This is a genomic window from Frateuria sp. GZRe14 (genome assembly GCF_051900395.1).
Lineage (GTDB): Bacteria > Pseudomonadota > Gammaproteobacteria > Xanthomonadales > Rhodanobacteraceae > Frateuria_A > Frateuria_A edaphi.
The window spans coordinates 1,935,955-1,953,523 of the sequence record NZ_JBHZGJ010000001.1 but is presented as its reverse complement, the minus strand read 5'-3'; the positions used below and the strand labels follow the sequence as shown (position 1 = coordinate 1,953,523).

Annotated in this window: 15 protein-coding genes; 12 read left to right on the top strand and 3 right to left on the bottom strand. The window is 70.4% G+C overall.

Features of this window, described 5'->3' with window-relative positions; translation table 11 throughout:
• The first annotated feature begins 4 nt into the window (after positions 1-4).
• The 6 genes from ACFWZ1_RS09000 (at position 5) to ACFWZ1_RS08975 (ending at position 6,888) form a co-directional block, all read left to right on the top strand.
• A complete protein-coding gene (locus ACFWZ1_RS09000; RefSeq protein WP_439666159.1) occupies positions 5-388 on the top strand; it encodes a DUF302 domain-containing protein in 384 nt (127 codons plus the stop codon).
• Entirely contained in the window at positions 388-1,464 is a 1,077-nt protein-coding gene (locus tag ACFWZ1_RS08995; protein WP_439666158.1) for an efflux RND transporter periplasmic adaptor subunit, read from the top strand. Before ACFWZ1_RS09000 ends, ACFWZ1_RS08995 begins: the two co-directional genes overlap by 1 nt.
• Positions 1,461-4,691 (top strand): efflux RND transporter permease subunit, encoded by a 3,231-nt coding sequence (locus tag ACFWZ1_RS08990; RefSeq protein WP_439666157.1) that lies wholly within the window; start codon positions 1,461-1,463, stop codon positions 4,689-4,691. The genes ACFWZ1_RS08995 and ACFWZ1_RS08990 overlap by 4 nt, the downstream gene beginning before the upstream one ends.
• Complete coding sequence (locus tag ACFWZ1_RS08985) at positions 4,688-5,167, top strand: OsmC family protein (protein WP_439666156.1); 480 nt, start codon at positions 4,688-4,690, stop codon at positions 5,165-5,167. Before ACFWZ1_RS08990 ends, ACFWZ1_RS08985 begins: the two co-directional genes overlap by 4 nt.
• A gap of 93 nt (positions 5,168-5,260) precedes the next feature.
• Entirely contained in the window at positions 5,261-5,464 is a 204-nt protein-coding gene (locus ACFWZ1_RS08980) for a dodecin family protein (protein ID WP_231325692.1), read from the top strand.
• 53 nt (positions 5,465-5,517) lie between these two features.
• Positions 5,518-6,888, top strand: coding sequence for an alpha/beta family hydrolase (locus ACFWZ1_RS08975; RefSeq protein ID WP_439666155.1), 1,371 nt, complete (start codon positions 5,518-5,520; stop codon positions 6,886-6,888).
• Positions 6,889-7,000: 112 nt separating this feature from the next.
• On the opposite strand, the gene ACFWZ1_RS08970 is transcribed toward ACFWZ1_RS08975, so the two are convergent.
• The 3 genes from ACFWZ1_RS08970 to ACFWZ1_RS08960 are packed head-to-tail and all read right to left on the bottom strand — an operon-like array spanning position 7,001 to position 10,001.
• Positions 7,001-7,675 carry an ABC transporter ATP-binding protein gene (locus ACFWZ1_RS08970; protein WP_439666154.1) on the bottom strand — a complete coding sequence of 225 codons (675 nt, stop codon included), beginning with the start codon at positions 7,673-7,675 and terminating at the stop codon, positions 7,001-7,003.
• Positions 7,675-8,922: an ABC transporter permease gene (locus ACFWZ1_RS08965; protein ID WP_439666153.1), complete on the bottom strand. Its 1,248-nt coding sequence runs from the start codon at positions 8,920-8,922 to the stop codon at positions 7,675-7,677. Before ACFWZ1_RS08965 ends, ACFWZ1_RS08970 begins: the two co-directional genes overlap by 1 nt.
• Positions 8,919-10,001: an efflux RND transporter periplasmic adaptor subunit gene (locus ACFWZ1_RS08960; RefSeq protein ID WP_439666152.1), complete on the bottom strand. Its 1,083-nt coding sequence runs from the start codon at positions 9,999-10,001 to the stop codon at positions 8,919-8,921. The genes ACFWZ1_RS08965 and ACFWZ1_RS08960 overlap by 4 nt, the downstream gene beginning before the upstream one ends.
• Before the next feature lie 680 nt (positions 10,002-10,681).
• Between ACFWZ1_RS08960 and ACFWZ1_RS08955 the strand changes: the two genes are divergently transcribed.
• The 6 genes from ACFWZ1_RS08955 to ubiT all read left to right on the top strand — a co-directional run bounded on the left by ACFWZ1_RS08955 (position 10,682) and on the right by ubiT (position 17,567).
• Complete coding sequence (locus ACFWZ1_RS08955; RefSeq protein ID WP_439666151.1) at positions 10,682-11,890, top strand: tyrosinase family protein; 1,209 nt, start codon at positions 10,682-10,684, stop codon at positions 11,888-11,890.
• A 160-nt stretch (positions 11,891-12,050) separates the two neighbouring features.
• A complete protein-coding gene (gene nirK, locus ACFWZ1_RS08950; RefSeq protein WP_439666150.1) occupies positions 12,051-13,586 on the top strand; it encodes a copper-containing nitrite reductase in 1,536 nt (511 codons plus the stop codon).
• Positions 13,587-13,804: 218 nt separating this feature from the next.
• On the top strand, positions 13,805-14,998 hold the full coding sequence (locus ACFWZ1_RS08945) for an alginate export family protein (protein ID WP_439666149.1): 1,194 nt from the start codon (positions 13,805-13,807) through the stop codon (positions 14,996-14,998).
• A 241-nt stretch (positions 14,999-15,239) separates the two neighbouring features.
• Positions 15,240-15,485, top strand: a complete 246-nt coding sequence (locus ACFWZ1_RS08940; RefSeq protein ID WP_439666148.1) for a DUF2249 domain-containing protein — start codon at positions 15,240-15,242, stop codon at positions 15,483-15,485.
• Positions 15,466-16,710: a hypothetical protein gene (locus tag ACFWZ1_RS08935; protein WP_439666147.1), complete on the top strand. Its 1,245-nt coding sequence runs from the start codon at positions 15,466-15,468 to the stop codon at positions 16,708-16,710. The genes ACFWZ1_RS08940 and ACFWZ1_RS08935 overlap by 20 nt, the downstream gene beginning before the upstream one ends.
• A complete protein-coding gene (ubiT, locus tag ACFWZ1_RS08930) occupies positions 16,707-17,567 on the top strand; it encodes a ubiquinone anaerobic biosynthesis accessory factor UbiT (protein ID WP_439666146.1) in 861 nt (286 codons plus the stop codon). Before ACFWZ1_RS08935 ends, ubiT begins: the two co-directional genes overlap by 4 nt.
• The last annotated feature ends 2 nt before the right edge of the window (positions 17,568-17,569 follow it).

Sequence of the window (17,569 nt, the reverse complement as noted above, 5' to 3'; positions counted from 1 at the left end):
CGTCGTGTACTACATCGCCGAAACCCCCAAGCCTTTCGTCCAGGCCGCCGAGGACCTGGATGCCGCCGTTCGCCGCCATGGCTTTGGCGTGCTTCATGTGCACGACATCGGCGCCACGCTGCGCGGCAAGGGGCTGCCTTTCCAGCGCGAGTGCAAAGTGTTCGAGGTATGCAACCCGCGACAGGCGGCAAGCGTGATGGCCACGGACATGCGGTTGAACATGGCGCTTCCGTGCCGGATCTCGGTCTATACCGAAGGCGGCCAAACCCGCATCGGCATGATCGAACCAGACCATCTGCTGGGCATGCTGTCGGACGATCCCGCGCTCACGTCCATCGCGAACGAAGTGGGAACGCAGATGCGCCGGATGATCGACGAGGCCCGCTGATGCGCCAGTCCCGGCCACTGACCGCGCTGGCCCTCGCCATCGCGCTGCTGGCCGGGTGCCGCAGCGGCGAGGCGCCGACGCACCGCGAGTCATCCGCGCCGGTGGACCTGGCCAGCCGCGTAGTTCACTTGCAGGAGGCGCCGCGCGAGCAGGCCTGGGACGGCGTGGTCGAGGCCGTCAACCAGGCCACCGTGTCGGCGCAGACCGCCGGCCGCGTGATCGAGTTGCCCTACGACGTCAACGACACCGTGCCGGAGGGCGCGGTGATCGTGCGCTTCACCGACGTCGAGCAGAAATCCGCGCACAACCGCGCGCAGGCGCAGATCGCCGCCGCACAGGCGTCCTATGACGAGGCCGAGGCGTCGTACAAGCGGGTCGCGGCCATTGCCGAGCGCGGCCTCGTCGCACGCCAGCAGCTGGACCAGGAACGCGCGAGGCGTGATGCGGCGAGGGCCGCGTTGCAGGCGGCGCAGGCACAATGGCGCGAGGTCGGCCAGCAGCTGGACTACACCGTGGTGCGTGCGCCGTACGCCGGCATCGTCACGCGCCGGTTCGTGCAGCTGGGCGAATCGGTGCAGCCGGGCCAGCCGCTGATGGCCGGGGTCTCGCTGAAGGATCTTCGCGTCACCGTGCAGGTGCCGCAGAGCGCGGTCGATGCCATCCGCCGGCTCAATCATGCCGAGGTGCTGCTGGCCGATGGCGCGCGCCGCGTGGTCGCCACGAAGCTGACGGTCTTTCCCTATGCCGACCCGGACACGCACACCTTCAGCGTGCGGCTGGAACTGCCCGGTGACGACACCGGGTTGTATCCGGGCATGACGGTGAAGGTCGCCTTCGCGGTCGGGCGCGAGCGCCGGTTGCTGGTGCCGGCATCGGCACTGGTGCAGCGGGGCGAGCTGCAGGGCGTCTACGTGCTGGGGCAGGGCGCGCCGCAGTTGCGCCAGCTGCGCACCGGCGCGCGCTACGGCGACGCGGTCGAGGTGCTGGCGGGCCTGGACGACGGCGAGCGCATCGCGCTCGACCCGGCAGCGGCCGCCCGATGGGTCAGCGCGCATCGCAACGAGTCCGCGCCATGAGCGAGCCGAAGCTCGGCTTCTCCGGACGCATCGCCCGCGCCTTCCAGGCCTCCCCGCTCACCCCGATCCTGGCGCTGGCCGCGCTCCTGCTGGGACTGGCCGCGGCGGCGATCACGCCGCGCGAGGAAGAGCCGCAGATCGCCGTGACGATGGCCAATGTGATGGTGCCGTTCCCCGGCGCCGACGTGCGCGACGTGGAAAACCTGGTGGCCTTCCCGCTGGAGCAGAAGCTTTCCGAGATCGAGGGCGTCAAGCACGTCTATTCGGTGAGCCAGCCCGGCGTGGCCGTGCTGACGGTCGAGTTCCAGGTGGGTGTGCCGCGCCAGAGCGCGATCGTGCGGCTGTACAACCAGGTCTTCCAGAACCAGGACTTCGTGCCGCCCGGGCTGGGCGTCGGTCCGCCGCTGATCCGGCCGATGGGCATCGACGACGTGCCAGTGATGGCGATCACGCTGTGGAGCGATGCGCCGGCGCAGAACCCCACGCGGCTGGCCGAGGTGGCGCACACGCTGGAGACCGATCTGAAGCGCGTGTCCGGCACGCGCGACGTCTACACGCTGGGCGCGCCGACGCGCGCGGTGGTGGTGGAACTGGATGCCGCTCGGCTGGCCGCCTACGGCATGGCGGTCGGCGACCTCGCCGGCGCGCTCAAGGCGGCGAACGTGGTTGCCCAGGCCGGCGACCGGGTAGCCGGTGACCGCGACGTGCCAGTCACTGCCGGCACTTTCCTGGCCAGCGCCGGGGACGTGGCCCACCTGGTGATCGGCCTCAAGCACGGCCAGCCGGTGTTCCTCTCCGACGTGGCGCGCATCCATGCCGGCGCGGACCTGCCGAGCCGCTACGTCTGGTTCGGCGCGACGGCGGGCAACGGCGGGCCGGCCGGCAACGCACCGGCCGTCACCCTCGCGGTGGCCAAGAAGCCGGGCGCCAATGCCGCCGACATCACCACCGCCATCGCCGCGCGGCTGGCCGCGCTGCGCAACGTGACCATCCCGGCCGACGTGCACGTCACGGTGACCCGCGACTACGGACAGACCGCCACCGACAAGGCGGACAAGCTGATCCACAAGCTCATCTTCGCGACCGGCTCGGTGGTGCTGCTGGTGCTGTTCGCGCTGGGCTGGCGCGAGGCGATCGTGGTCGGGAGCGCGGTGGTCATCACACTGATGCTCACCCTGTTCGCCTCGTGGGCGATGGGCTTCACGCTCAACCGCGTATCGCTGTTCGCGCTGATCTTCTCGATCGGCATCCTGGTCGACGATGCGATCGTGGTGGTGGAAAACATCCACCGGCACATGGCGCTGGGCGGGCGCACCCTGCGCGAGGCGATCCCCGAGGCGGTGAGCGAGGTCGGCGGGCCGACGATCCTGGCGACCTTCACGGTGATCGCCGCGCTGCTGCCGATGGCCTTCGTGTCGGGGCTGATGGGGCCGTATATGCGGCCGATCCCGATCAACGCCTCGGCCGGCATGTTGCTGTCGCTGGCGGTGGCGCTGATCGTCACGCCATGGCTGGCACTCAAGCTGCTGGGCCACCACCGGCACGGCGGCGAAGGCGAAGGCGGCCACGCGCCGTCCGACAGCCGCCTGCATCGCCTCTTCGACCGGTTGATGACGCCGTTCATTGCCGGCGAAAAGGCACGCCGGCGGCGGCGCCTGCTGTTCGCCGCGATGGGCGTGCTGGTGCTGGTTGCGGTCGGGCTGGTGACGGTCAAGGCGGTGGTCCTTAAGATGCTGCCGTTCGACAACAAGTCCGAGTTCCAGGTGGTGCTGGACATGCCCGAGGGCAGCACGCTTCAGCACACCAACCGGGTGCTGGGCGAACTGGCCCGGGCCGTGGCCACGCTGCCGGAGGTTGCCAACTGGCAGGGCTACGCCGGCACCGCCGCGCCGATCACCTTCAACGGACTGGTGCGCCAGTACTACCTGCGCAGCGGCGCCAACGTCGGCGACCTGCAGGTGAACCTGGTCGACAAGTCGCTGCGCGACCGCCAGAGCCACGCCATCGCGTTGGCGATCCGCCCGGCGCTGGCGAAGATCGGCGCCCGCTACGGCGCGTCGGTGAAGATCGTCGAGGTGCCGCCCGGTCCGCCGGTGCTCGCGCCGATCGTCGCCGAGGTCTACGGGCCCGACTACGACACGGTGCGGCGCACGGCGCTGGCGCTGGAGAAACGCTTCAAGGCCAATACGGACGTGGTCGACGTCGACTCCAGCGTGGAGGACGCCGCGCCGCGCGAGGTGATGGTGGTCGACCGCGAGCGCGCCGCACGGCTGGGCCTGGACCAGGCCGGCATCGCGCAGGCCCTGCGCACCGCGCTATCCGGCGAGGACGCCACCTGGCTGATGGACGGCCACGCCCGCTACGCCGTGCCGGTGCGCCTGCGCCTGCCGGCCGGCGACCAGGCCTCGCTGGCGCAGTTGCTCGCGCTGGAAGTGCGCGCGCAGAACGGTGCGCTGGTGCCGCTATCCGAAGTGGTGAGCGTGCGTCCGGCCAGCTGGGAGCAGGCGATCTACCACAAGGACCTGCTGCCCTACGCTTTCGTCACCGGCGACGATGCCGGCGCCACCGACAGCCCGCTGTACGGCATGTTCAGCCTGGTCGGCGATCTGCGCGACCACGACGTCGCCGGCGCGCGGCTGGGCCAGCACTACATCGCGCAGCCGGAAGACACCAGCGCGCCCTCGGTGAAGTGGGACGGCGAGTGGCAGATCACCTACGAGACCTTCCGCGACATGGGCCTGGCCTACTCGGTGGGCCTGCTGCTGATCTACCTGCTGGTCGTCGGCCAGTTCAAGAGCTACCTGGTGCCGCTGATCATCATGGCGCCGATCCCGCTGACCGTGATCGGCGTGATGCCGGGCCATGCGCTGGTCGGCGCGCAGTACACCGCCACCTCGATGATCGGCATGATCGCGCTGGCCGGCATCATCGTGCGCAACTCGATCCTGCTGATCGACTTCATCAACCACGCGCTGGCCGCCGGGCGGCCGCTGGGCGAGGCGGTGGTCGAGGCGGCCGCGGTGCGCGCCAAGCCGATCGTGCTCACCGGCGTGGCCGCGATGGTCGGCGGCTTCTTCATCATCGACGATCCGATCTTCCAGGGCCTGGCGGTATCGCTGATCTTTGGCATCCTCGTGTCCACGGTGCTCACGCTGGTGGTGATTCCGCTGCTTTACTACGCATGGCTGGCGCACCGGGCGCCGCACATCGAAGGAGACGTGACGTGAGCGAGGCGCAGACGGTCGAAATCAGCCTGACCCAGGTGGGCGAATACGAGTTCAACGTGCGCTTCGACGGCACCGCGATCGCCGACCTGGCCACCGACGAGACGGCGCCACTGGGGCAGGGCCACGGTCCCAACCCGTCGCGCCTGCTGGCCACGGCGGTGGCCAATTGCCTGGCGGCGAGCCTGCTGTTCGCGTTGCGCAAGTTCGGCAACACGCCGGCGCCGATCACGGCCAAGGCCCGCGCGACCATCGCGCGCAACGCGGGCGGACGCTGGCGCGTGCCGCGCATCGAGGTCGACCTGCAATTGGCCGACGCGGCCGCGTCGCTCGAGCACCTGGACCGCGTGCTGGCGCAGTTCGAGGACTTCTGCGTGGTCACCGGCAGCGTGCGCCAGGGCGTCGAGGTCGATGTGCGGGTGCTCGATCCGGCGGGGGCGGTCTTGCCCTTGCGCGCGGCATCTCCGCTGGCGAGTTGATCCCGATCAACGCCGCCTTCGCCCGGGGGCCTAGGGTTGGACGTGTCCGGCGACCGACCGGTCCGGACGGCCAGCCAACCGGGAGGATGCGCCATGAGCGTCGCCAAGGTCATCGAGATCATTTCCGAATCACCCGACAGCGTGGAAGATGCCGTGCGACAGGGCCTGGAGCGGGCGGCCCAGACGCTGGACGGGATCAAGGGCGCCTGGATCAGCGAGACCAAGGTCGTCACCGGACCCGACGGCAAGATCACGGCCTGGCGCGTGTGCATGCGGGTCAGCTTCGTGATCGGCTGAACTCTGCGAAATCGCAAGTCGCCGCACGTCCAGTTGCGGCTGGAGCAACCGTCATGAAGGGCATGCTTCCATCGAGGACCCGGCGCTATGCCGACCGCGGCGACGCCGGCCGCCAATTGGCCCGGGCATTGGACAGCTACCGCGGCCAGCGCCCGCTGGTACTGGCCATCCCGCGCGGTGGCGTGCCGATCGGACGCATCGTTGCCGATGCGCTGGACGGCGACCTCGACGTGATCCTGGTGCGCAAGCTCGGTTCGCCGATCAACTGCGAGGTTGCCATCGGCGCCGTCGACGAGCAGGGGCGCGTCCAGCTCATGGCCCGCTCCGAAATGGTCGGCGCGGGCATGAACTACGTGCGCGCCGAGGCGGCCCGGCAGCTCGCGCTGATCCGCAAGCGCCGCGCCAGCTACAGCCCGAATGCGCATCCGGTCGATCCCACCGGTCGCGTGGTGATCGTGGTCGATGACGGACTGGCGACCGGCGCGACCATGCGCGCCGCGCTGCATGCCCTGCGCCAGCAGCACCCGGCCGCGCTAGTGGCGGCCGTGCCGGTGGCGGCGCCGGACAGCCTGCAGAGCCTGGAGGACCTGGCCGACGATGTCGTGTGCCTGCACGCGCCGGCGCACTTCCGGGCGGTCGGGGCGTTCTACGAAGACTTCCATCCGGTCGACGACACGGAGGTGCTGCGGCTGCTGTCGGCCCCGTCCCGGGCCGCCGCCGGGTTGCCGGTGGCCGAACCGGTCACGTTCGACCTGCCGGACGCGTGTCTGCCCGGCGACCTGGCGATGCCGCCCCATGCGCGCGGGGTGGTGATCTTCGCCCACGGCAGCGGCGCCGACCGGGACAGCCCGCGCGACCGCCGCCTGGCGCAGTTCCTCCAGCAGGCAGGGATGGGCACGTTGCTGTTCAACCTGCTGACGCCGGAAGAGGAGCTTTCGCGCGCCGCGGTCTTCGACATCGCGACGCTCGCCTGCCGGCTCGCCTCGGTGGTGGCGAAGGTGCGGCTCGATCCGGTACTCGGCCAGCTGCCGCTGGGATTGTTCGGCGCCGGTACCGGCGCCGCTGCGGCGCTGGTGGTCGCGGCGCAGCGACCGCGCGACATCGTCGCGGTGGTCCTGCGCAGCGGGCGACCCGACCTCGCCGGCGCGGGCACGCTGGCCCGCGTGACCGCACCGACCCTGCTGGTCGTCGCCGGCGAAGACCGGCAGGTGCTCTCGCTCAATCGCGCCGCGCAGCGCCGCATCCCCGGCAAGAACGAACTGGCCGTGGTGCCGGGAGCGACCCACCTGTTCAAGGAGCCCGGCACCCTCGAGGCCGCCTCGAAGCTCGCCCGCGACTGGTTCGCCCGCTGGCTGGGCGCCCGCGCCCGTCCACCGCGCCGGAGGCCGACGGACGGACGGGACACGCACCGCCTCGCCGGTTAGAGGCGGGCAAGCCCGGCGCCGTTCTTCGCAGGCGTGCGGGCAATGCATGGCTCGTGGTTCGCGGTCGCGCTCCGAAGGCCGCTGCACGGGACGCGTCTTCAGCCGGCTGCCGCTATGGCTGGATGCGTCCGTCGACGATGCGGATGCGCCGGTCCGCCTGGGCGGCGAAATCCGGATCGTGCGTCACCACCGCCACCGCGCGTCCCTGCTCGTGCGCCAGCGCGAGGATGGTGCGCTGGACGTTGCGGCTGGCCACGCTGTCCAGGTTGCCGGTCGGCTCGTCGGCCAGCACCAGCATCGGGTCGTTGGCGAGCGCGCGGGCGATCGCCACGCGCTGGCTCTGGCCGCCGGACAGCTGGCGCGGCGCCTTGTCCAGCTGCGAGCCGAGGTCCAGCCCGGAGAGGAGGGCGCACGCCCGCTCGCGGATCGTCGCCTCGTCGTAGGCACCAAGGCGGCGCATCGGCAGCATCACGTTCTCGCAGGCGCTGAACTCCGGCAGCAGGAAGTGCGACTGGAACACGAAGCCGATCGCCTGCAACCGTGCCCCGGAGCGCTCGGCCTCGCCGTAGTCGGCGGTGTCCGCGCCGCCCAGCCAGATGCGTCCCGCGCTGGGCAGGTCGAGCAGGCCCATCAGATAGAGCAGGGAGGATTTTCCCGACCCGGACGGGCCGGTGATCGCCACGCACTCGCCACCGTCGATGCGCAGGCTGGCGTCGTCCACCAGCGTCACCGGCACCTCGCCCCCGAGGCGTCGCGTCACATGCTCCAGGCGGATCGCCTCGGCCATCAGGTGCCACCGCGCAGCACGTCGACCGGCTCGACCTTGGCCGCGCGCCGCGCCGGCAGGTAGGCCGCGATCATCGCCGCGAGCATGGCCACCCCGCCGGCCAGGACGAACTGGAACGGGCTCCAGTCAATCGCCAGGTAGTTGACGTCGGTGCTGCCGGGGACGCGGAAGTGGATGCGCATCAGCCCGGCCATCAACCCGCAGCCCAGCCCGATGCCGAACACGTTGCCGACAGCGCCGATCAGCGCGCCCTGGGCGAGGAACATGCTCTCGATGTCGCGCGCCTGGAAGCCCATCGCGCGCAGGATGGCGATGTCGCGCTGCTTCTCCAGCACCACCGTGGAGATCACGTTGTAGATGCCGAACGCGGCCACCACGAGCACCGCGCCGACCACCGCGTACATGATCACGCTGCGGATCGCCAGCGCGCTCATCAGGTCCTCCGAGCGCTCCTGCCAGGACACCGTCTTGTAGCGCACGCGCTCCTCAATGCGCGCCGCCTCGGTGCGCGCGGCGTTGGGGTCGGCGAGCCTGATCACGATGGTGTTGATGCGGTTGGGGCGGTCGAGCATCGACTGCACGCGCTTAAGCGCGACGAAGGCCTGCCCGGCATCGAAGTCCGATCGCCCCGTGTGGAACAGGCCGATGATCTTGAACGTGCGCACCTGGCCGGTGGTGCTGGCCACGCGCAGGTTGTTGCCCATGCCCAGACTCATCCGCCGCGCCAGTTCGTCGCCGATGACGATGCCGTTCGGATTGGCCTCCAGTTCGTCCAGCGTGCCCTGCACCATGTAGCGGCGGATCGTCGAGACCTGTGCGTACTCGCTGGCGACGATGCCGTACAGGCCGATCGCGCGGTCCTTGCCGGCGAAGCTCGCCAGCGCCTGGCCGCTCAGTACCGCCGATGCGCGCAGGCCCGGCGTGCGCCGCAGGTAGTCCAGTATCTGCGGGTAGCCGCGGATGCCACGCGTCTCGGTCTGCGGAACCAGGTGATGCAGTTGCACGGCGGCGTCCGGGAACAGCTGGCTTACCGGCTGCAGGGTCGGATTGCGGTATTCGTCCTCGATGGTGATGTGCGGCGCGTTGTCCACCAGGCGGTGGATGATGTCCTGCTCCGAGCCGCGCATCATTGCGGAGATCGACAGGAAGAAGGACACGCCCAGCACCACGCCCAGCAACGAGACGATGCTCTGCCGACGCCGCGCCAGCAGGTGCCGTGCGGCGACGTCCACGAGCAGGCGGATCATGGGCCGGCTCCCATAGCCACCGCACGCACCTTTGCGTTCGCGCGAAGGTCTCCCGCCGGCATCGCCACGACGGCATCGTCAGCGGACAGGCCTGTCGTGATCTCGACCTGCCGCTCGCCGCGGATCCCGACACCGACCCGCCGCGACTGCAGCCGTCCATTGCGTACGACCCACACCTGATCCCCGACCAGCGCGTCATCGGGCAGCAGCAGCGCGCGCTCGTGGCGGCGCACGATGATGTTGACGTCCGCAGTCATGCCCACCTGCAACGGCGTGCGCCCTTCGAACGCGATGCGCACGCGGTAGCTGCGGCCGGTCGGATCGCCCTTCGGCGTGATGCCGTGCACGCGGCCCTGGAATACCTTTCCCGGAAAGGCGTCGGCGCGGATCAGCACCGCCTGACCGGACGCCACCCGCGCAATGTCCTCCTCGTCGACGTCGGCGGTCACCCGCGGTGGCGAATCGACCGCCAGCCAGAACACGGTGCTCCCCGGCGTCATCAACTGGCCGATCTCGCCGTCGCGACGGATCACGGTGCCCGCCGTCGGCGCCAGCAGCCGGGCGTAGCGCAACTCGGCGGCGGCGCGGCTGGCGGCCGAGCGGGCCGACAGCCAGTCCGAGCGCGCCTTGTCGTACTGCGTGCGCGCGATGACGCCGCGCGGCAGCAGCGCGGCGTAGCGGCGGTATTCGTCGTGCGCGAAAGCTTCCTGCGAACGCAGCTGGGCGAGGTTGCTGGCCAGGTCGGTGTCCTCGAGCCTGGCCAACTGCTGGCCGGCGCGCACGCGATCGCCCTCGTCGGCGTCCAGTTCGACCAGGCGCGCGGTGATGCGCGCGGCAATCGGCAGCATGATGGTCGGCTCCACCGTGCCGGTCGCATAGACCGCCTCGATCGCGGTGCCGCGGTGCGCATGCACCACGGCCACCCGCGGGGGAAGCATTCGCCAGGTCGCGACCGCGATGATCACCAGGACGAGCGCAACAACTGCGACCCATGCCACCCCATGGTGGCGTCGCGCCGGCCGCGGCGACACGGCGTGGGCGGTCGTTGCCGGTGGGGCGTGGGGTGCATCGTTTGGCATGCGGCTGGCTCCTGCGAGCCGGTGCGGGGCCTTGCAGAGCGCGCCGAACCGTTCGCTCGGAGCATAGGTCGGCGTGGTCCGGCGGCTTTGATGCACGTCAAGGGCAGTGCCGCGTGCCGGACGAGGCGCATGAGGCGTTCGGGTTGGACTCCGATCAGATCCCCTCCGGTGGCGCGGCGGGAGCGAAGGTTTGCCGCGGCCATCGCAAAACGGATGACGTGGCCGAAGGTCAACGTCCGGCTCATCGTCTCCAGGGCTGATGGCGATAAGCGAACGCTATGGCGGCCGGGGCGGCGCTGCCGCCCGGGCGGTTAAAGCTCCAGGGAGGTTCCCGCGCCGCGCGCCTTTGCGGTCGAGTCCCTTCACTATCCCGCGCCCACCACCGCGTGACCGGTTGACGTGCATCAACGCCGGCCCTCGCCATCGCCCTAGGTTCCGGTTGCGCGCCGATGCGCGCGGCAAGACCGAGGGCTGCGGCGATGCTGGGCCGCCAGCCACGCACCGGAATGGAGGACACAATGATCAACCGGAGACAATTCCTGCAGGCGTCGGCATCACTGGCACTGGTCCCCATGCTCCCTCGCGGGGCCATGGCGGCGATTAGCTTGCGTACGCGGCCCTCGTGGCCGCAGTTCCGCGACGGCCCTCTGTATCAGGCCTTCCTTGACGCGATCGCCAAGATGCGCGCCAACCTGGACTCCACGAAGCCTGGCAGCTGGGCCTACTGGACGAACGTGCACGCCAACTTCTGTCCGCACGGCAAGCCGTATTTCCTTGCCTGGCATCGCGGTTTCCTGGCGCGCTTCGAGGCGCGACTGCGCAAGGTCTCGGGCAACAGCGCGCTGGCGCTGCCCTACTGGAACTACTACGAGTACCCGGTCATGCCTGCGGAATTCCAGGACCCCAGCTCACCGCTCTACCTGCGCAACCGCACCGGTACGGACGTTTCCGGCGCGTGCACCCTGGGCGCCTTCGATCCCGGCCTGACCAACTTCCAGCAGGGCAAACCCTACGCCTTCGAGCCGGCGGTGGAGACCGCGCCCCACAACGGCGTGCACAACCTGATCGGCGGGACCATGGACAACATCGCGGTGTCGCCGCGCGACCCGATCTTCTGGGTGCACCACGCGAACATCGACCGCCTGTGGGATGCCTGGGTGCTGGCCGGTGACGGACGGCACATGCCCGCCAAGACGGCCAGCTACTGGTCCGGATCGTTTTCCTATGGCGCCGCGGTGTCGGGCATGAAGCGGGTGGACACCTACGCGCCGAGCATCCTCGGCTATCGGTACGACGATACAACCCTGCCGGCGGGTCAGCCGAGCGGTTACGTCGCGCCGCTGCCCGCGATCCAGGACGCCTTTGCCTCCCCGCTGCCGGTGCAGGGTGCCTCGCTGGGCGGCATGGGCGGGCTGGCGCTGGGGCCACAGTCCACGCGCGTGCGGATTCCCCTGACCACGGACGGGCGCAATCGGTTGCGCAGCCTGGCTACCTCGCAGGGGCAGGGCGCGACGTCGCCCGGCAAGGCGGTGCGGATCGTGCTCGATGGTGTCGCCCTCACCGGGACGGGCACGCAGGGCGGCTATTTCTACAAGATCCTGTTGAACCTGCCTGCCGAAGGCCTGGCACAACCGGAACAGACCTACCTGGTCGGTACGCTCGGGCCCTTCGAGGTCAGCGTCGCACGCCACGCACGGATGATGGCCGGTGGCGGCATGGCCGCCATGCACGCGCCGGTGAGGATCGTGCTTCCAGCGCAGGACGTGCTCGCCCGGATCTGGCCCGCGCCGCTCGATGCACTGACGCTCAGCTTCGTGCGCGTCATTGCGGCGGGCGCGCCGGCGGGCGATGCGTTGGTGATCGACCGCCTCTGGGTGGAAGCCGACTGAGTGCCCCTGGTCAAAGTCCCGCCGGGACGCATGCGCCCGGCGGGAGCGGCCGGTGTGGCAGGCTGACGCAGCGGCCGCTTTCCTGTGGCGCGCCTGACGCAAGTCAAGCGCGGGTGAAGGCCCGAACCTACGCTGGCGTCGACACCACAGGAGACACCCCATGTCACGAATGCTGTCCACCGTGCTCGCGGCCGCCAGCATGCTGGCCCTCGCCGCCTGCTCCGGAAAGCAGGCTGCCGACGCGGCCTTGTCTGCCAGCCCGGCCGCCTACGCGGCGCCCGCGCCGCTGCCCGCGCCGACCGACTTCGGCCCGCCGCAGGGCGAGCCGATCCACGCGGTGCTGACCAGCCCGCCGCACGTGCCGCCGCCGATCCACCGCAACTACCCGGCGAAGGTCATCGTCGAGCTGGAAGTGATCGAGAAGGAGATGCCGATCTCAGAGGGCGTCACCTACACCTACTGGACCTTCGGCGGCACGGTGCCGGGCAGCTTCATCCGCGTGCGCCAGGGCGACACGGTCGAGTTCCACCTGAAGAATTCGCCGACCAGCAAGATGCCGCACAACATCGACCTGCACGGCGTGACCGGCCCGGGCGGTGGCGCGGCGTCGAGCTTCACCGCGCCGGGGCACGAGTCGCAGTTCACCTTCAAGGCGCTCAACGCCGGCATCTACGTCTACCACTGCGCCACCGCGCCGGTGGGCATGCACATTGCCAACGGCATGTACGGCCTGATCCTGGTCGAGCCGCCGGAAGGCCTGCCCAAGGTCGACCACGAGTACTACGTGATGCAGGGCGACTTCTACACCACCGGCAAGTACCGCGAGAAAGGCCACCAGCCCTTCGACATGGACAAAGCGATCGACGAGCGCCCGACCTACGTGCTGTTCAACGGCCACGAGGGCGCGCTCACCGGCGACAAGGCGCTGACCGCGAAGGTGGGCGAATCGGTGCGCCTGTTCGTGGGCAACGGCGGCCCGAACCTGGTCTCCAGCTTCCACGTGATCGGCGAGATCTTCGACCGCGTGCAGCAGGAAGGCGGCCTGCATCCGCAGGAGAACGTGCAGACCACGCTGATCCCCTCCGGCGGCGCGGCCATCGTGGAGTTCCACACCGACGTGCCGGGCAGCTACGTGCTGGTCGATCACTCGATCTTCCGCGCGTTCAACAAGGGCGCGTTGGGCATCCTGAAAGTGGATGGTCCGGAGAACAAGGCGATCTACTCGGGCAAGGAGGTCGACTCGGTCTACTTGGGCGACCGCGCCGAACCGAACCTGCATGCGGTGAGCACCGCGGCCAAGGCCAACGCCGCCGGCACGCTGAGCAAGGCCGACCAGGTCGCAGCCGGCAAGCAGCTGTTCACCGGCACCTGCTCGGTCTGCCACCAGGCCAACGGCGAAGGCCTGCCGGGCGTGTTCCCGCCGCTGGCCAAGTCCGACCTCGTGGCGAAGCTGGTGAAGGAAGACAAGGACAAGCTGATCGCGATCCCGCTGCACGGCCTGACCGGCAAGGTCACGGTCAACGGCAAGGAATACGACTCGGTGATGCCGCCGATGACGCAGCTGACCGACGACGAGGTCGCCAACCTGCTGACCTACGTGCTCAACAGCTGGGACAACCCGGGCGGGCAGGTGACCAAGGAAGAAGTGGCCAAGGTCCGTGCGCAGCCGGCCCCGGCGCCGACTGCGGAGCACTGAGCGGCGTATCGCGTCGCCTGATCCGCCGGTGACAGCCAACCTGTCACCGGCCGGTTTTGGAGGTGGGCCTGGTGGCCCGCCTCTTTTTTTTGCGCAGATCGAACGGACGGCTGGACGTCCGCGGCGGGTTGCCGCACCGCCCCGGCCGCTTGACGCCCGTCAATCCCCCGCGCCTTCGCGCTCCCGACACTGCGCGCATTCCCCAAGGAGCGACACCCATGCATACGCGCCTCGCCACTGCCTGCCTGCTGGCCCTCGCCAGCGCCCCGGCCTGGCCCGCCGACACGCCCGCCCCGCTGCAACTGGAATGGGATGCGCGCGTCCGCCACGAACAGGTCGACAATGACGCGTTCGCGCGCGACGCCCGCGCCGATACCTTGCGCCTGCGGCTGGGCCTGCGCGCGCAGTTCGGCGCGGGCTTCGGCGGCTACCTCGAAGGCGCCGGCATGGCGGCTGCCGGTGGCCACTACAACAGCGGCGCCAACGGCCACACGCAATACCCCGCGATCACCGATCCGAAGGGCACTGAGCTCAACCAGGCGTACCTCGGCTGGCAGGGCGGCAGCGTCGGCGTGATCGCCGGACGCCAGCGCCTGCTGTTCGACAACCAGCGCTGGATCGGCAACGTGGGCTGGCGCCAGCACGAGCAGACTTTCGACGCCGTGGCGCTGCAGTGGCAGCCCGCCGCCGACTGGACCCTACGCTACGCCTGGCTCGACCGCGTGCACCGGGTCGCCGGCCGCGATGCGCTTGTGCCCATCGCGCGCGAGCGCAAGCTCGACACGCACCTGCTCAATGCCGCCTTCAAGCGCGGGACGCAGCAGTGGAGCGGCTACGCCTACCTGCACGAGGACCGCGACGTCGCCACCTCATCCAGCGCCACCTACGGTGCGCGCTGGAGCGGCAAACCCGCGGCCGACGGCTTCGGCTGGACGCTGGAGGCGGCGCATCAGGCCGACTACGCCAACAATCCCGACCGCTTTTCGCACGCCTACTGGCTGGCCGAACCCGCGTGGACGTTGCACGGCATCACCGGCAAGCTCGGTTGGGAGCACCTCGGCGGCAACGGCCGCCACGCGTTGCAGACACCGCTGGCCACACTGCACGCGTTCAATGGCTGGGACGACCAGTTCACGGTGACGCCAACCGGCGGCCTGGAAGATCGCTACGCCGCGGTCAACGGCGCCTTCGGCCCGCAGGCCCGCCTCGGCTGGGTGCTCGCCTGGCACGACTACCGTGCAGACCGTGGCGGACACTACGGCCGTGAATGGGACGGCTCGCTGGGGTATGCCTTCAGCCCGGCGGCGAATGGACTGCTCAAGCTCGCCCGCTATCAGGCCGACGGTTTCGGTCGCGACGACACGAAGCTGTGGCTGCAGCTGGAGTGGAAGGGCGTGCAGGCGTTGCGCTGAAGCTGCGGCTCCGGCGCCACGATCCTTCCTGTTTTGAAGCCCTCTCCTCTCCGGGGAGAGGGTTTGGGTGAGGGGCCGGGGCTCGCGGGTAGGCCAGCAATGCGTGGACGGGCAGGTCAAGAGCCACGCCTCTCGCGAGCCCTCTCAGCGAAAAAAAACACGTTCACTCTCGAGCGCAGTCTCCCATCGCGTTGACCTGCGTCAGCGCGTCCCCCGGCACCCGCGCGGTCCAATGACCGTCATGACCCCGTCCATCGAACTCGACCTGCGCCATCTCCCTTCGCCGCAGCCCCTGCTGCGTGCGCTCGAGGCGGCCGATGCCCTGCCGCCCGGCGAACAACTCACCATCGTCGCCCCGATGTTCCCGCGTCCGTTGCTGATGGAACTGGCCCAGCTCGGCTTCGAGGCCGAGCCGGGCGAGCCGCAAGCCGACGGCAGCGTGCGCGTGCAGATCCGCCGTCCGGACGATGCCGAAGCTGCGGCTTGACCAGCCGCCGCCGGCCACGTTGCCGCTGCGCTTCCTGCTCGCCATGCCCTGCTGGGGCGTGGCGGGCGGCGCGCTGTTGCTGGTCGACGGCGATGCCGCGTTGCTGACGCGCTGGCATCCGGCCACGCTCGCGCTGGTGCACGTGTGGACGCTTGGCGTGCTGGGCAACGCGATGTTCGGCAGCCTGCTGCAGTTCCTGCCCGCCGCCGTCGGCGCAGACCTGCGTGGCTGGCGAGGCGTGCCTGCGCTGCATGCCACGTTCAACCTTGGCGTGTTGCTGCTGGTGGCCGGACTTCATATGCAGGCGCGCTGGCCACTGCTGGCCGCCGGCGTCGCGTTGCCGGCAAGTTTCCTCTGGCTCGGCGCAATGACGCTTCCCGGCCTGGCGGCCGCCGCCGGTGAACGACTGCTGCGCACCGGCATCGGCCTCGCGCTCGGCTTCGGCATGCTCGCCGCGCTGGCCGGCGGCGGGCTGGCCCTGTTGCTGGCGCGGCGCATCGCATGGCCGCTGGTGGCGGTGGATGTCCACGCAGGCATCGGCGTACTGGGCTGGATGGTGCTCCTGTTGGCGACCGTGGCGCGGGTGGTCATGCCGATGTTCCAGGGCACCGGCCGCGTGCCCGCGCGCCTGCAGTCCGGCTGGCTCGCGGCCGTCGCGATCGCCTTGCTCGCGGCCACGGTCGTCCATCTGCGCGATGCGGGCGATCGCACGTTGTCGCTGGCGGTGGCCGCCGGCGGCGCCAGCTTCGCCCTCGGCGCGCTGTGGCTGCAGCGTCGGGTGCCACGCGCGCGCCATAACGCGCTGTTCCTGCACTGGCGCGCCGGACTTCTGGGGCTGGTGCTCGCCGCGCTGGCGCTTGCCGCGGGGCAGGGGATGGTCGCCGGTGCGCTTGCGCTGGGCGTCGGCTTGCCGCTGCTGGTCGGGGGCATGGCGCAGGAGATCGTGCCGTTCGTCGGCTGGATCGCGCTGCGCCGCCGCGTGCCGCGCGGCGTGCAGTTGCCCGGCGTACAACGCCTGCTGCCGGACCCTTCCAGGCACCGCGCCTTGCTCGCGCAGGGCGTCGCCGCCCCTTTGCTGGTGGCGGCCCTGTTGTGGCCGACGCCATGGCTCGCGCGAATGGCCGCGCTGGGGCAACTGGTCGCGTGGAGCGTCCACGGGCACGCGCTGGGGCGTGCGTTGCTTGCTGGTCGCGCTTTCCTCCGACGCGTCGGGCAACCCGCGTGAGTAGTGAGCCCGACCGGAAGGAGGCGATCCCGCCATCCTTCGCGCTGGCGAGCACGCGTGCTGCCATCGATGCGGTGGACGACGGCCTGCTCGCGCTGCTCGCGGCGCGTCGTCGACTGGTCGGCATGGTGGCGCGCCTCAAGCGGAGCGCCGGCATCCCATCGCGCGATCCGCAACGCGAACGGGTGGTGCGCCAACGCGCCCACGCCATGGCCCGACGCCTTGGCGTGCCAACGGCCACCGCGACACGGCTGCTCGACGTGGCCATCGGCGATGCCTGCACGCAGCAGGGCCTGGCGGTTGACCTGGATCAGGGCGAGCCCGACGGTACGCCGGTCATGCTCGATGGCATGAATCCCGACTTCGCCCACGCCGCGCCGATGCTGCGCCTGTTGCCGCCCCCACGGCACCTCGCCCCCTTGCTGCGCGTGGTTCCCGCGCGCTGGCAGCACGCGCTGCTGGAGCGCGCCATGGCACGCGTGCTGGCTGCGCCGCTGGCCGACCACGCACTCGATTTCATGGACGGCCGGCGTCTGGGCATCGAGGTCACCGACCTCAAACTGCGCTGGGTGCTGACGCTGCGCGAGGGCCACCTGGTCGTGATCGACGACGCATCCGAGGCCAGCGTGCGCGGCAGCGCCACCGACCTGCTGTTGCTCGCCAGCCGCCTGGACGATGCCGACACGCTGTTCTTCCAGCGCACGCTCGTGCTCACCGGCGACACGGAGCTCGGCCTCACCGCGCGCAACCTGCTCGATCGCCTGCCTTGGGAGTCGGTGCCGCTGGGCCTGCGCATCGCGCTCAACCGCGGCGCCCGCCTGGCACGCGCCGCGCGCGACGCGCATCGCCACGCCTGACT

What these genes read in the sequence shown, in the direction of transcription:
- ACFWZ1_RS08960 (WP_439666152.1), bottom strand. Translation starts at nt 10,001, where the DNA reads ATGCCAAACGATGCACCCCACGCCCCACCGGCAACGACCGCCCACGCC.
- ACFWZ1_RS08935 (WP_439666147.1), top strand. Translation starts at nt 15,466, where the DNA reads ATGCCGAAGCTGCGGCTTGACCAGCCGCCGCCGGCCACGTTGCCGCTG.
- ACFWZ1_RS08945 (WP_439666149.1), top strand. Translation starts at nt 13,805, where the DNA reads ATGCATACGCGCCTCGCCACTGCCTGCCTGCTGGCCCTCGCCAGCGCC.
- ACFWZ1_RS08955 (WP_439666151.1), top strand. Translation starts at nt 10,682, where the DNA reads ATGCGCGCCAACCTGGACTCCACGAAGCCTGGCAGCTGGGCCTACTGG.
- ACFWZ1_RS08940 (WP_439666148.1), top strand. Translation starts at nt 15,240, where the DNA reads ATGACCCCGTCCATCGAACTCGACCTGCGCCATCTCCCTTCGCCGCAG.
- nirK (WP_439666150.1), top strand. Translation starts at nt 12,051, where the DNA reads ATGTCACGAATGCTGTCCACCGTGCTCGCGGCCGCCAGCATGCTGGCC.
- ACFWZ1_RS08965 (WP_439666153.1), bottom strand. Translation starts at nt 8,922, where the DNA reads ATGATCCGCCTGCTCGTGGACGTCGCCGCACGGCACCTGCTGGCGCGG.
- ACFWZ1_RS08980 (WP_231325692.1), top strand. Translation starts at nt 5,261, where the DNA reads ATGAGCGTCGCCAAGGTCATCGAGATCATTTCCGAATCACCCGACAGC.
- ACFWZ1_RS08970 (WP_439666154.1), bottom strand. Translation starts at nt 7,675, where the DNA reads ATGGCCGAGGCGATCCGCCTGGAGCATGTGACGCGACGCCTCGGGGGC.
- ACFWZ1_RS08975 (WP_439666155.1), top strand. Translation starts at nt 5,518, where the DNA reads ATGAAGGGCATGCTTCCATCGAGGACCCGGCGCTATGCCGACCGCGGC.
- ACFWZ1_RS08995 (WP_439666158.1), top strand. Translation starts at nt 388, where the DNA reads ATGCGCCAGTCCCGGCCACTGACCGCGCTGGCCCTCGCCATCGCGCTG.
- ACFWZ1_RS08990 (WP_439666157.1), top strand. Translation starts at nt 1,461, where the DNA reads ATGAGCGAGCCGAAGCTCGGCTTCTCCGGACGCATCGCCCGCGCCTTC.